Raw genomic sequence first — 13,789 nt, 5'->3', positions numbered from 1 at the left:
CTCGTAGGGCATAGCGCTAGCCCCGGAGAAACCCATCACGCGCTATCGCCGCGATCTCGTCGGGTGCCGGTGAAGTAGATAATGTCAGCGAGCATGCGCGCGGCCGTGTCGCCGCTAGCTGCGCACCAGGTAACGGACACTACCAAACTTGAGAGGAGATCGTCAGGCTCGGGTCAGTTAGAAGCCCCTTGAGGATTCATTCGAATGGGCCTCCCCTACGAGGCCGGCAGGAAGGGGCCTATGCCAAGCGACAATCACTTTGCCAAAGATAAGAAATTTGTCATTCTTGCTGGATCACACCTTGCTGGCTGTGTCCGCCGCAACTAGCAATCCTTTACGCTTGGCTGCAATACTACAGCAATTGCGGTCTCGATCTTACCGACGAAGCTTTCTACGTCGACGTGCCCATTCGCCTGGCGACGACATGGCAGCGCGCACGCTAGCCGAGATTGTCTATTTCACCGGCGCCCGACGAGATTACAGCGATGGTTAACTCACAAAGCTGGATAACGCCGACGTCCCAGTAATCTGTCAACCTGAAGGACGTCCCTATGAGTCGCTTTGAGTTCGTTATGGTTTCGGCCGGCTTCGAACATGGTGGCAACGTTGCCCATCGTCACCTCGACGGGCATTCGCGGTTGCTAGTCTATCCCTTTGAGTCGCAGCTGGGAAATCGCAACTTCAGTGACTTTCTCGGGTCAGTCGAGCGAGTGCAGTACCGCTATCCGGAATTCCCCGAGGGGCTGACGGCGCTCGAGCTCTATGAGCAGATGATTGACGAGGAGCTCAAAACGTTTCTGCGCAAACGCAACGGCTCGAAGTTCCGCGATGTTGATCTCAAACTCAACGAGTCTAACCGCATTGCCGCGTTCGAGCAGCTTCTGGGCGGTCCTACTTACAGCCGCAGACGGGTCATTGAGGCGTTCTTCCGTGCCACATTCGTGGCGTGGGAAAACCATTGGGCCGAAATCACCAACGATAAGGTGTATGTCGGCTATTCGCCGGCCATCGGCATCGACGCCGACCGGATGATCCGCGACTTCCCCGGCGTGCGGATCATCCACATCGTGCGTAACCCTTTCTCCGCCTATCGCGATACCAAGCGCCGCCCGTTTCCGCAGCCATTGAGCAAGTATCTCATCACATGGAATGTCTACCATTCCACCGTGGAGATGTATGCGCGCATGTACCCAGGCAATGTACGAATTTTCCGCTATGAGGATCTGGTGGACGATAAGCGGACTTTCATGGAAGACGTATCTCGCTTCATTGGCGTCAAGTTTGAGCCGAGCATGCTCTATCCGAGCTGGAACGGTCGTGAGATGTCCGAGGATGTCGCTCCCTGGGGCACGGTGCTCAAAAGCACGGCAGACTACAACAGAGCCATGGCCGATGAACTCAACGATGCCGAGAAAGCCCAAATCGTAGCCGGTACCACAGCTCTGGCACGCCATTTCAAATTTGATGAGATCGACTACCTCAGGCAGTACTATCATGCTTAGCAAGCTGCGATACGCCCGCGTCTTACGGTCCAGCGCTGCTTGCGGAATTATACCAGCGCAAGATGTCGCTCGGCTCAGCGCCTCGCTCGGCAGCAGCGCGGCGACGCTTATCAAAGGAGGCACACTCGGCGCGGCGTTTCTCGTTCTTATCGACGGACGTCAGCGTGTTGCCAAGACGAACGCGTTCACCGGGGGCGAACCGGCGCTGCGCAAGGAGGGTGCCTTGCTGTCCGCCCTGTATGGCGAGCGCCTCCATGTCCAGACGGTCGAGCTTGGGGCTCGCTTTTGGCTGGTCACCGATGCCTTGTCCCACCCGCCGTGTCCGCCCACTGGAGAGCTGTTGCGTGCCTTGATTGCAAGTTGGTCCCGTAGGCTTAACGATCCCAAGGTAACTGCAGCCATTCCGGACCACGATGATTTTGCTACGCTACTGCGCGAAGGTCAGGCTGCTCTCAGTGGTTTGATTTCGGGCGCTCATATACACGGGAAGGCGCAGGGCTGGGCCTCGGCCTGCCTCGATCTGCTGGAGGACGAACAGCATCGCTTCGTTGCGGTTCCCTGCCATGGTGATCTTGGCGCTCGCAACTTAATGATCGACAGCGGAGGCCTCGTGGCCATCGATTGGGAAGATGCGCTCTGGGGAATCGAAGGCTATGACTATCTCTACTGGCTGACCTTCATGGCCCAGCGTCCTCATTATTCACCGACCATGTTTGGGCACACCCCTTGGAAGAAGGAGGTAGAGATTGCGGTCTTGATTCTGATAATCGTGCTCAAATCGTGGCTTTCGGTGCTTTTCGAGACTCATGGGAGCAGCAGCCTCGACTTCAACCGTCGCGTCCTGGAAATCGTCGCCTTCGCTTCGGACCATTGAGGTGCCTCAAATTGGCCGTTCCGCAAGCCGATCTCGATCTTGTCCTCAAGCACGCAAGCTCCGATCTCAGAGCCCTTGTTGGCGCGCGTATATTTATCACTGGCGGCACCGGTTATATCGGCCGCTGGCTGCTCGAAGCTCTGATCCATGCGGATCGCGCTCTGTCTTTGGCGCTTTCGATAACGGTTCTGAGCCGTGATCCGGCTCGGTTCGCCGCCACTCATCCTCACCTTGGCACCGATCCGGCCGTGAAGCTCATCGCCGGCGATGTGCGGGATTTCGTGTTTCCTCCCAGCTCTTTCACCCACGCCATCCATGGGGCCACCGACGTTATCGCGACATCCTCACCTTTGCACACTTTCGACGTTACCGTCGGCGGAACGCGGCGATTGCTCGACTTCTGCCGAAAGCGGGGCATCACCGACGTGCTGCTGCTGTCCTCGGGTGCGATCTACGGTCCCATACCCGCCCACATTGACCTTGTATGCGAAGACTATTTGGGCGCACCCGACCCGTCGGTCGTCGGTGCGGCCTATGCACTGGGCAAACGTGCCGCTGAATGGCTGGGCACCGCCTATGGTGCGGAAGCCGGGCTATCGTGCAAATCGGCGCGCGTCTTTGCCCAGATTGGTCCCTACCTCGCGCTCGACCGGCAATTTGCCGCTGGAAATTTCATCCGTGACGCCATCCTGGGTCAACCGATCGTTATTCGTGGCGATGGAACACCCCTGCGTTCATATATGTACGCGGTTGATCTGGTAATTTGGCTGCTAGCCATTCTCATGCGCGGTTTGCCATCACGCGCCTACAATGTGGGATCCGATCAGCCCGTTTCAATTGCGAGCCTGGCGATGGTCGTTGCCAGGGCCGCAGGTTTGGCGCAGCCGGCTATTGAAATTCAGGGCGTTGCCCAAGCTGATCGTCCGCCGGAGCGCTATGTACCGTCCATTGCCCGCGCCCACGACGAACTTGGCCTTTCGATTGGTATTCCATTCGACGTCGCCTTGGACCGCACCATCGAATGGTATCGGACGCGTCTACTCGAGGCAAAGTACCCATGACCATTGCTCTTGATGAATTCGCCCGTCGTATCCGTCTTGCGGCGCTTGACCTGTGCCATTGCAAGCGTACCTCACATATCGGAGGAGCCCTCTCGGTCGCCGATATCCTGGCCGTGCTCTATGGTGATGTCATGCGCATCGCGCCGGACCTTGCAAGCGACCCGGTACGCGATCGGCTGTTCTATAGTAAGGGTCATGCCTGCGTTGCGCTTTACGCTGCGCTTGATATCCGTGGTTTCTTTCCTGCGGGCGGGTTACGGGAGGGTTTCATCGCGGACGGCAGTCGCTTTACGTCTCACGTCAGTCACAGGCTGCCTGGGATCGAACTGTCAACAGGCAGTCTCGGCCACGCGCTCGGCGTCGCCTGCGGATCGGCGCTGGCGGGTAAACGTCGCAGCCTTTCTTATTCGGTGTTCACTGTTCTCGGCGATGGCGAACTGGACGAGGGTTCGAACTGGGAAGCGATACTATTCGCCGCCCACAACCGGCTAGATAATCTTATCGCCATCGTCGACTACAACAAGCTGCAGAGCTTTGGCACCGTAGAGGCCGTGACGGGACTCGAGCCGCTCGCCGGAAAATTCAGGGCCTTCAACTGGTCGGTCATCGAGCTCGATGGCCACGATCTGTCTGCTATTAAGTCGGCACTTTCCGTTGCGAAAGCTCGTCGGCAGGGCCGCCCTCACTGCATTATCGCTCACACAGTCAAGGGTAAGGGCGTCAGCTTCATGGAAGGCCAGCTCGCCTGGCACTACAAATCTCCCTCCGACGCCGATCTTCACGCGGCGCGCGTCGAACTCGGGCAGCTATAGTGCGCAACACTTTCATCAATACTTTGTGTGAACTGGCTGCCGCGCGCGACGACATCTTTCTGTTGTGCGGTGACCTGGGATACTCGGTTCTGGAGATATTTGCCGATCGTTTCCCCGATCGCTTCCTCAATGTTGGGATTGCCGAGCAGAATATGACGCAGGTTGCTGTGGGCTTAGCGCGCGAAGGCTACAATGTCTTCACCTACTCAATTGGGAACTTCTCGACGCTCCGGGCTATGGAGCAAATCCGCTATGATGTCTGCTATCACGAAGCCAGCGTGAAGGTGTTGGCTGTAGGCGCCGGCTATGCTTACGGTCCGCAGGGTGTTTCCCATCATGCTACCGAGGATATCGCCATGTTGCGCGTTATCCCCAACATGACCGTCTGTGCCCCGGCAGATCCTGTTGAGGCGCGCGCCGCCGCACACTTCATGGCTTCCTATCGTGGCCCCGGCTATGTGCGCATCAACAAAATCGGCGAAGAGTTGATCCACGATCCAGCGACTTCACTCGACTTTGCGCCCGGCCGCTTGCTTCCTGTGCAGGCGGGAAATGATGTTGCGATCCTCGCCACCGGCGCCATCGTGGCTCACGCCCTTTTGGAGGTCCGAGCTGCGGGAAACTCCTGGTCAGTATTTAGCGTACCTTTTGTCGGTGGATACGATCCTGCTCAACTGCGGGAAATCGCCCAGGCACACGATCTGCTAGTTACCTTGGAGGAGCATCAACTCAATGGCGGTTTTGGTAGCTCCATCGTCGAAGCGCTGAGCGACATGTACGCCGTCGGCAACCTGTCATCCATGCCTCGCGTCAGGCGCATAGCCATTCCGAATTGCTTCATCGGCACCGCGGGCAGCCAGGACTATTTGCGTGCTTCGGCGGGGTTAACGCTGGCGAGCCTTCGGCCTTGAACTGTCATGCGGTAAACCCTGGTCATCTTTTCGTCTCGACGAGGTGTGGGAGGACAATCGCGTTGTCAATCTTCTTTGCCGTTAGCACCCTATACACCTGCTGAGCAGCCAGTTCGTACATGAGTAAGACCATCAGTATTGTCACGCCCGTGTTTAACGAACAGGACAATGTCGTTGAACTGTGCAGCCGTATCGCAACAGTAATGACCGGCACCGGCTATGAATACGAACACATCCTCATCGACAACGCATCCACCGACCGAACCCTGGAAATCTTGCGCGGCATTGCAGCGAAAGACGTCCGGGTTAAGGTCATCGTGAACACCCGAAACTTCGGCTATATCCGGTCATCGTTCCACGCCATATTGCAGGCTAGTGGCGACGCCGTGGTGCTGATCGCTGCTGACCTTCAGGATCCACCTGAGATGATTCCCCAGTTCATTGCCAAGTGGGAAGAGGGTTACAAGACCATCATGGCCGTCAAGCCGGCGAGTGAGGAATCGCCATTCATGTTCCACCTGCGCCGACTCTATTATCGGATGATCTCGCGTATTTCTGACGTGCCTTTGGTGCAGAATGCGACCGGCTCGGGCCTCTACGATCGCTTTATCATTGATGTGCTGCGCAAGATCGACGATCCCTATCCCTACTTTCGTGGGCTTGTCTGCGAAGTCGGCTTTAAGATTGCCACCGTCCCCTTCCATCAACCGCGGCGCAATCGAGGATCTAGCAGTCAGAACCTCTATTTGCTCTACGACACGGCGATGTTGGGTGTGACGAAGCATTCCAAAGTCCCGGTTCGTCTGATGACTATGCTCGGCTTTCTCGTCTCGATCGTCAGTATGGCTATTTCTCTCGGTTATTTTGGCGTCAAGCTTCTATTCTGGAGCTGGTTCGAGTGCGGTCTCGCCCCGATTCTCATCGGAATCTCCTTTTTTGGCGGCATTCAAATGCTCTTCTTGGGCCTAATTGGAGAATATCTGGGATCAATACAAACACACGTAACAAAGATGCCTCATGTCATTGAAGCCGAGCGGGTAAACTTTGGGTCAGAGCATCTCTGATGTAAGCCGCGCGGCTCATTCGTTTATTGCTGAAGTGCTATGATTGTTTTCGGTTTGCAGTCTTGGGTTCGACACCATTTGAACGCTCTTCGGCGGCTCGGACAGCGCGCTGACATGCTTGCGTCCTGACTCGTCGCTGCGTATTTCCTCGAGATAGAGTTAGAATCCGGTCTGAAGAAGGACGGACGGATGAGGCGAGCAAGGAGCAAGGTTCACGGAAGCAGATTATCGCTGTATTGAAGGAAGCATAAGCGTGGAGCGAAGGCAGCTGACTTGGCTCGCAAACACGGGTTTCCGAGGTGACACCCACGAGGATCGCAGCTTTCACGACTGGCTCCGTTTCTAGCGATCCGGCCGTTGTCGCCTCGCTTCATGGCAGGATTGTTCCGCCAGCACGGCGGGGCGTACGGGCTTGAGCAAGGACTGCCTGTAAGCATCCCGATCATGCCCGTCATTGATCGGGGTTTCGAACGCCGCGGCGACGACATAGTCCGTCGGGTGAGCTCCAAAGGAGGCCATGATACTGGCTTGGTCAAGACGATGCGGGCCCTCTGGCTCGATTAGTACCCACGCTTTGGCCAGATCGGCGCAGCTCTCAAGTCCGAGCGCTACCACCGCGGCTACGTTACTGCCGGTATGTGGCACGATTGGCCATGGTTGACCGAAATGGGCTGGGTTACTGTCATGTGGGCCGACCAGCCATGGTAGACCGAGCGCTCGCGTCTCGAGCACATACAGCACGCCCGGCGAGCGGCCGGAGAGATCGACCGCGGGTGTGCCGATTTCAAGGCCGGCCGCACGAGCCTGGGCTCTGGCCGTGGCTAGATAGTCGTGGAGGGGCTGCGGGAGCACCAATTTTCCACCACCGGGCAGGTGTGTGACGGCGGTATAAGCGCGCAGATCCTTCACTTGGTTCCAAGGCTTGAGGATGGCAGCATTGATCACTGATGCAGTAAGCCCTTGTGCCAACACCGTCAGGGGCAGTAGGGCGGCGACGCTGCGTCCCTGTTGCGCAAGAGGGCTCAGGAAAGCAACGAGCGCGAGCATCCAGAACAAGGCGGCCATGGACCCCGCGAACCAGTAATTGAGATTGGAGCCCAGCGCGGACAGGTGCGGCAGTACTAAAAAAATTAGCGTTAGAGCGATGCTAGTGGGAGTCTGTGCGCACAGAATCAATCTCTCACGCCAGAACATCGCGCCAAGGCATGCGAAGGCCGGTACCAGGAATAAAGTCGTGAGCTTAATGCTGATCGGATCGGTCCCCAGCAGCACAGTCGCTATTGTTACGATCAACACCCCGGCGAGAGCCAGCGATAGGAACAACTTGTGCCTAGACCCCATGAGAATGCTGAGCAGAAGGGCTATCGCCATTAACACAGCCATAGCGAGTTGCCCAGGACTGGTTTCGAGCCAGTCGATCCGAAACATGAAAGACACCTCGTGCCGGGCCCCCAGCAGAATTTCAAAATCAGCGCTGTTGACCATACGGTTCACCAGCCCAGTGATGCCGCCATCGATCAAGTAGGCGGTAACGATCAGTAGAGTGAGAGCGACCAGCGCCGCGCCAAGCATAGGCAGCAGCGACTTTCGGCGCAAAACGACGACATAGAGCACAACGAGAAGGGCAATGGCCGCAGCGGTGCTCGGCCTGGCCATGAAGCAGCACCACCCGCCAACGCCCACAAGGATCCACCCCAAGACCTGGCGGATGCGTCCTGGCCGATCGGGTAGGAGCAAGCCGATCATCACGATCAAGAGCGATTGAAAGGTAAGTGCGTAGTAGCCGGGGGTGAGCAACCAGGTGCTAAACTGGACTAATGCCAGGCCGGCGATCCCTGCCGATAGCACCGCCGCATGTGGCCAGCCCGCTGTCCAGAGGCGCCGGATCATAAGGAAGCTGAGAATCCAACCCAGTGTCATGGTAAGCGTGACGTTCGCCATGCGAAGCACTGCGATGTCGCCACCCACCCACTGATATGGCCAGTGATAGACGAAGCCAAAAAGCGTCGGTGGACTATTGATTGTGTAGGCGAAAGGGTTTGCGATGGAGTTGAGGTAGAAGCCTTCGCCGCTGAGACGGAAACCGCAACTACTGTAGTATAGTAGCCAGGCGAAAAGGATCGCTGTAGTTGCGGCGGACAGAGTCAGCAAAGTCCGATCCAGCAAAACTGACAACGCCATTGCGTCGGTAGAGCGGTTATTTCTTGGCATAGGCCCCTTCCAGCTAGCCTCATAGGAGGAGACCCATTCCAATGGATACCTCGACGAGCTCTTAACTGACCTGAGCCCCGCAATCTCCTCCAAGAATTGGTGGAGCCCATCACTAGGTAGGGGATGAACTTGAAGTTGAGCGGGTTCACGGACGAGACTAGATGTTCCGTCCCGATCACCTGATCTATTTGCCGAGCGGCCTGACGATCACGTACCGATTCCATCAAGGGGAGGAAGGTCATGCGCCGGCCTCGATGCCTCGCTGAACTCCGTTGCGAGATGCGGGGTGGACTAGACCGGAAGGCTTGTTCTGGAGGAAACGACGTTGGCGGTGCGCCACCGACTGAGACGACGCGTCGGATCGTCGCCGTTGGTGAAAACTGGTTGGTTCAAGCCTGATCACGTCAAGAGTAATGTTGTGGACCATGCGGACGCCGGCTAACGGTTAGATAGTTTAGCCCATTGCGATCGAGGCGGCTTTGGAGGCCGAGCGCATGCACGCGAGCGACAAGCCGAACAAAGGCGCGTTTTGGATCTGAAGCTGCATCAGGCGCGTTACGAGGCCAATTTGGCAGAACGTCGCCAGGGCGCCTACGATCCCGACAATCGGCTCATGCGAAGTTGTGCTCGTCATTCACTGGCGCGGTGGCCAGCATTGCCTCGCGCAGTGGTTTGATTCCGGCGACGACCGTATATTTCGTCCGCCCGTAGAGGATCGCCCGGATGCCGGCTTCGCAGATCGCAGGCGGCGTGTTGAAATCCGGTTCGGCGTCTTACACCCAACGCTGACCAGCTGTTCATCATAGATGTTTGATCAACATGTCGAACTGTCCGGTTCGATCTTGGCTAATAGACGAGAACGCCTGAAGATTTGGAACCCGCAACCTGTCGACAGAGCGAGGCGCTGCGATTCACCTCCATTCTATCCCGCCCGGCGCATGCGCCGGGTGGTGAATAGGATCGTGCGCTCGGCGACTGCGTCGCCCAAGGCGGAAGTCGGTCAGTTCGCTGTTTTCGGCCGGCGAGATGGCGATTGACCGAGCGCCCGGTTTTTGTCGAAGGCCCGTGTGCCTCCGTTAGCGGACGATCTGCACAGGAGGCCGCTTTAGACGAAATTCGTCTCCCCGGGATGCCTTGCTCGGCAAGCTCGCACGTCATCGCATCTTGCATGAGTTTGTATCGAGTTATTCGATTGGTGTCATCCAGCTGTAGCGTTGCTGGTTTTGAAACTCTCTTGCCCCAACGCATCTCGCGAAAGAAATTCATCCTGGCAGGTAATGGCGCATGGCATGCGTTTTGATCGATAGCATCCGAAAGAATTACGGCCCGACCTCGGTCTTGCGTGGTGTTTCGCTGTCCATAAGGGATGGTGAGTTCCTGACGCTGTTGGGCCCATCGGGGTGTGGGAAGTCGACATTGCTGCGTGTCCTAGCGGGGCTCGAACTGCAGGATGGAGGTTCAATTTCGATCAGCGATGGTGTCGTGGATGGACTGCGGCCGAGGCGTCGAGACGTCGCCATGGTGTTTCAATCCTATGCGCTCTATCCTCATTTGACGGTCGCGTCCAACTTGGCGCTGCCGCTTCGGATGCGCCGGCTTTCCGCCTTTCAGAGGTTTCCTGTTCTCGGCCGCCTGTTGCCAGGAACGACGCGCATCGCCGCCGAGATCGACGTGGAAGTCACGCGCACGGCCAAGTCGCTGGGCATCGGGCACCTGCTGACCCGCAAACCCGGGCAGCTCTCCGGCGGCCAGCGCCAGCGCGTGGCGGTCGGCCGAGCGATGGTGCGCCATCCGGCCGTGTTCCTGATGGACGAGCCGCTGTCCAACCTCGATGCCAAGCTGCGGGTGCAAATGCGCGCCGAGATCAAGGAACTTCACCAGCGGCTCGGGGTCACCTTCGTCTATGTCACCCATGACCAGGCCGAGGCCATGACGCTGTCAGACCGGGTCGCGGTAATGCTCGACGGCGAGTTGTTGCAGGTCGCTCCTCCGCAGGACATCTATGCCGATCCCGACGACCGGCGCGTCGCCGAATTCATCGGTTCGCCCAAGATCAACATGCTCGACGGTGTAGTGCGCGAGCACCGGCTGATCGATGTGGCCGGATCGACGCTCGCGATCGAGACTGATGCACGCGCCGGCGCGCCTCTCACGCTTGGCATTCGCCCGGAGGGTTTTCATCTCTCCGACCACGGCGGGCAGGGCGCACTGACCGGTTCGGTGCGCATAATCGAGCATATGGGCTCCGACCTCTTCGTTCATCTCGATCTGGCGGGCGTCGATCATCCGCTTATCGTGAGGCTGCCAGCCGAGCGGACACCTCATATTGCCCTCGGCCAGACATTGCATGTCGGCGTCAGGCGAGACCGCGTGCTTCTCTTTGCCCGTGATGGGCGGCGTTTGCGCCCGGAAGCGGAATCCAACCGGGCATCGGTTACTCCCTTCCGGGAGGTCGCCCGATGAGCGATCCGCTTGCGCTTTCCAGCGTCTCCGACGGGGTGTCCGTGACCCGTGGAGTTCGAACAGCGCCATCGCCCACGGCTTCACCGGTCCGCAGACGCGCCTTTGCGGAAGTGGCGGCAGCCTGGACGCTGGCCGGGCCGGCAGTCCTCTGTCTGCTCGTCCTGTTCTTCCTGCCGGTGATCGGCGTATTCGTCATCGCGCTCACAGACTGGCAGTTCGGAGCGCGTTCACTGTCCTTTGTTGGTCTCGCCAATTTCCGCGAGGCATTCGCCGACACGGGTTTCAGGACTTCGCTTCTCAACACCGTTATCTACGTTCTGATCGTTGTGCCTGGCACTGTCGTCTTCGGCCTTCTGATCGCGCTTCTGATCGAAACTGGAAAGTCCTGCCGCTCCTTTTATCGCGCCATCCACTTTCTGCCCTTCATGACGACGCTCGCAGCGATGGCGATCGCCTGGGAGGCGCTACTGCACCCCACTATCGGCCTCGTTAACCAGACGCTCGCGGCTATCGGCCTTCCGACTGCCAACTGGCTGCGTGACGAGAATACGGCTCTCTCGGTGCTGGCCGTCATCGGCATCTGGCAGAATCTCGGCTTTGCCATGGTGCTGTTCTTGGCCGGCCTGAAGAGCATCCCGCAAGACCTCTACGATGCGGCCGACGTCGACGGTGCTGATCGTTGGTTCGACCGGCTGCGGACTGTCACCCTGCCCATGCTAGGACCAGTTTCTATGTTTGTTGTTATCGTTGTCGCGCTGAGGGCGTTCGATTCGTTCGACACCGTGAAGGTGCTTACCCAGGGGGGGCCTGGCCATGCCTCCGAAGTGCTGCTCTATACGCTGTACCGAGAGAGCTTTGTGTATCTGCGCACCGGATATGGTGCCGCAGTTGCCGTTGTCTTTCTCGCAATCGTCGTGACGCTCGCACTCGTCCAGACCAGCGTCATGGACAGGAAGGTGCATTACCAATGAGCATCACAAGAAATCGTCCGCATGGGTCCTTCTCCTTCTGGCTGGCCCGCCCAATTCTATGAGACAACTATACGAAGGCGCGGGCGGGCGAGATTTGTGAGCGCCGCGGCAAAGGGGCTGATTGCGAGTTGGTTACACTCAGAGGTCGAGGAAAAAGGGCCACCGAATGTCAGATGATGTCATGGGGCTCGAACGATCTCGGAGCGCCGCGCAGCCAAAAAGAACAACCCCCAAACGGGCGCTTATTCTATCGAGGGCCGGATAATGGGACGAATGCGAAATCTAGCTATCTCCTTTCTATTCCTAACAGTGTTGGCGCCCAGTGCGATGGCCGGCGACATCCCTTCAGCCCGGTCCGACGCCAGTTCGGAAGTCGTGAGCATGAGGCAGCTGACCCAAGCAGAGTATCGCAACTCCATTGCCGATATTTTCGGTAGTGAGGTTGAAGTGCGTGGATTCCTCCAGCCCACGATCCGCATTGGTGGATTGCTGGCAGCCGGCACTTCGGTGCTTTCGGTCACGCCTGTGGGCTTTGACTTCTTCACCAAACTGGCGGACAGCATCGCTACCCAGGTGACGGGCGCGAAATACCGCGTCAAGCTGCCTTGCGCGCCCAAGGCGCCCAAAGAGCCGGATGATGCCTGTACCGCGCAGGTGCTAAGCCACTATGGACGATTGCTGTACCGCCGGCCATTGACCCAGGACGAGATCACAAGCGCCGTCAATCTGAGCAGCGGCTTGGCAAAGTCGCAGAACGATTTCTATGCCGGCTTGCGCTTTGGTCTGGCCAGCTTGCTTCAGGCGCCGGAATTCTTGTTTCGTATGGAAAACGCTGTGCCCGTCGGTAACAAGCAATTTGCGCTGGACTCCTATAGCCGAGCGACGCGCCTCAGCTACCTGATGTGGGATTCAACGCCCGACGCCGAGTTGCTCCAAGCAGCCGAGCGGGGCGATCTGAACACCGCTGCCGGACTTGAGAAGCAGGTCGACCGCTTGATGTCTTCGCCGCGCCTGGACGTTGGGATGCGGGCTTTCTTCAACGACATGCTGGAGCTCGACAACTTCGATACGGTCTCCAAGGACAGCATCCTTTATCCCAAGTGGAACTCAGGAATTGCCGCTTCGGCGAAGGAAGAGACGCTGCGTACCGTCATCGATCTGGCATTGCATACCAATGGCGACATGCGCGACCTGATGACCACGCGCAAGACTTTTCTCAACCGCAGCCTGGCGGCCGATTATCAGCTGCCGTTTCAATTCACGGGCGAATGGACACCGTATGAGTTCGCGCCCGATTCTGGGCGCAGCGGCGTTCTTACCCAAGCCAGCATGCTGGCAATGTTCTCTCATCCTGGCCGCAGTTCGCCCACCAAGCGCGGTGTCGCAGTGATGGATATCCTGCTGTGCGAGCCCACACCCACACCGCCGGCCAATGTGGATTTCTCGGTCGTTAATGATACGAGTGGCCCATTGAAGACCGTACGCGAGCGCCTGACGGCGCATGCGACCAATAGCGCCTGCGCCTCGTGTCACCATCACAGCGATCCGATCGGCCTGTCGCTGGAAGGTTTTGACACAATCGGTCAGCGCCGCACCACGGAGAATGGAGAGCCGGTTGATCTTTCGGCCACGATAAAGGGCAGGCACTTTGTTGGCGCCGCGGGACTTGGGCAATTCCTGCACGACGATCCCAAATACACGGCGTGCCTTGCACGCAAGGTCTACGCGTATTCTCGTGGCGTGAACAGCGATGATGTCCCCGCCTCGGCCTTCAAGGCCGGCTATCAGGCTTTCGCGGACTCCGGTTTTCGCATGCGTTCCCTGCTCGAGAGCATAGTCTTGGACAACGACTACTTCAGCGCACCTCCGCCTTCTCCCGAAGCAACCAGCTCCGCGCCCAACGTCCCGGCCCAGTAGATA

At 58.2% G+C, this 13,789-nt stretch carries 10 protein-coding genes and 2 pseudogenes; 11 read left to right on the top strand and 1 reads right to left on the bottom strand.

Going from position 1 to position 13,789, the window contains the following annotated elements:
- Positions 1 to 551 precede the first annotated feature (551 nt).
- The 6 genes from FBZ93_RS38095 (at position 552) to FBZ93_RS38070 (ending at position 6,224) form a co-directional block, all read left to right on the top strand.
- A complete protein-coding gene (locus tag FBZ93_RS38095; protein WP_146992724.1) occupies positions 552 to 1,502 on the top strand; it encodes a sulfotransferase family protein in 951 nt (316 codons plus the stop codon).
- Positions 1,495 to 2,376: an aminoglycoside phosphotransferase family protein gene (locus FBZ93_RS38090; protein WP_167529421.1), complete on the top strand. Its 882-nt coding sequence runs from the start codon at positions 1,495 to 1,497 to the stop codon at positions 2,374 to 2,376. The genes FBZ93_RS38095 and FBZ93_RS38090 overlap by 8 nt, the downstream gene beginning before the upstream one ends.
- An 11-nt stretch (positions 2,377 to 2,387) precedes the next feature.
- The gene (locus FBZ93_RS38085) at positions 2,388 to 3,437 is read left to right on the top strand and encodes an NAD-dependent epimerase/dehydratase family protein (RefSeq protein WP_167529420.1); all 1,050 of its coding nucleotides are present in this window, start codon (positions 2,388 to 2,390) and stop codon (positions 3,435 to 3,437) included.
- Positions 3,434 to 4,249: a transketolase gene (locus FBZ93_RS38080; RefSeq protein ID WP_146992718.1), complete on the top strand. Its 816-nt coding sequence runs from the start codon at positions 3,434 to 3,436 to the stop codon at positions 4,247 to 4,249. The genes FBZ93_RS38085 and FBZ93_RS38080 overlap by 4 nt, the downstream gene beginning before the upstream one ends.
- Complete coding sequence (locus FBZ93_RS38075) at positions 4,249 to 5,160, top strand: transketolase family protein (protein WP_146992716.1); 912 nt, start codon at positions 4,249 to 4,251, stop codon at positions 5,158 to 5,160. The genes FBZ93_RS38080 and FBZ93_RS38075 overlap by 1 nt, the downstream gene beginning before the upstream one ends.
- 119 nt (positions 5,161 to 5,279) lie before the next feature.
- Positions 5,280 to 6,224 carry a glycosyltransferase family 2 protein gene (locus FBZ93_RS38070; protein WP_146992714.1) on the top strand — a complete coding sequence of 315 codons (945 nt, stop codon included), beginning with the start codon at positions 5,280 to 5,282 and terminating at the stop codon, positions 6,222 to 6,224.
- Between the two features lie 342 nt (positions 6,225 to 6,566).
- On the opposite strand, the gene FBZ93_RS38065 is transcribed toward FBZ93_RS38070, so the two are convergent.
- Positions 6,567 to 8,435 carry a hypothetical protein gene (locus FBZ93_RS38065; protein WP_146992713.1) on the bottom strand — a complete coding sequence of 623 codons (1,869 nt, stop codon included), beginning with the start codon at positions 8,433 to 8,435 and terminating at the stop codon, positions 6,567 to 6,569.
- 458 nt (positions 8,436 to 8,893) lie between these two features.
- Between FBZ93_RS38065 and FBZ93_RS41575 the strand changes: the two are divergent.
- From FBZ93_RS41575 to FBZ93_RS38040, 5 genes and pseudogenes are all read left to right on the top strand, one after another.
- Positions 8,894 to 9,051: pseudogene (locus tag FBZ93_RS41575) on the top strand (recombinase family protein); the annotation flags it as partial.
- Between the two features lie 734 nt (positions 9,052 to 9,785).
- Positions 9,786 to 10,244 (top strand): annotated as a pseudogene (locus FBZ93_RS42055) (ABC transporter ATP-binding protein); the annotation flags it as partial.
- Complete coding sequence (locus FBZ93_RS42050) at positions 10,242 to 10,898, top strand: ABC transporter ATP-binding protein (RefSeq protein ID WP_433995481.1); 657 nt, start codon at positions 10,242 to 10,244, stop codon at positions 10,896 to 10,898. The pseudogene FBZ93_RS42055 and the gene FBZ93_RS42050, both read left to right, overlap by 3 nt.
- Positions 10,895 to 11,869, top strand: coding sequence for a carbohydrate ABC transporter permease (locus FBZ93_RS38045; protein ID WP_146992709.1), 975 nt, complete (start codon positions 10,895 to 10,897; stop codon positions 11,867 to 11,869). Before FBZ93_RS42050 ends, FBZ93_RS38045 begins: the two co-directional genes overlap by 4 nt.
- A gap of 381 nt (positions 11,870 to 12,250) precedes the next feature.
- The gene (locus FBZ93_RS38040; RefSeq protein WP_167529419.1) at positions 12,251 to 13,786 is read left to right on the top strand and encodes a DUF1592 domain-containing protein; all 1,536 of its coding nucleotides are present in this window, start codon (positions 12,251 to 12,253) and stop codon (positions 13,784 to 13,786) included.
- Positions 13,787 to 13,789: the final 3 nt, after the last annotated feature.

Source organism: Bradyrhizobium macuxiense, assembly GCF_007993935.1.
GTDB lineage: Bacteria > Pseudomonadota > Alphaproteobacteria > Rhizobiales > Xanthobacteraceae > Bradyrhizobium > Bradyrhizobium macuxiense_A.
This window is presented reverse-complemented; position numbering and strand designations above follow the sequence as displayed.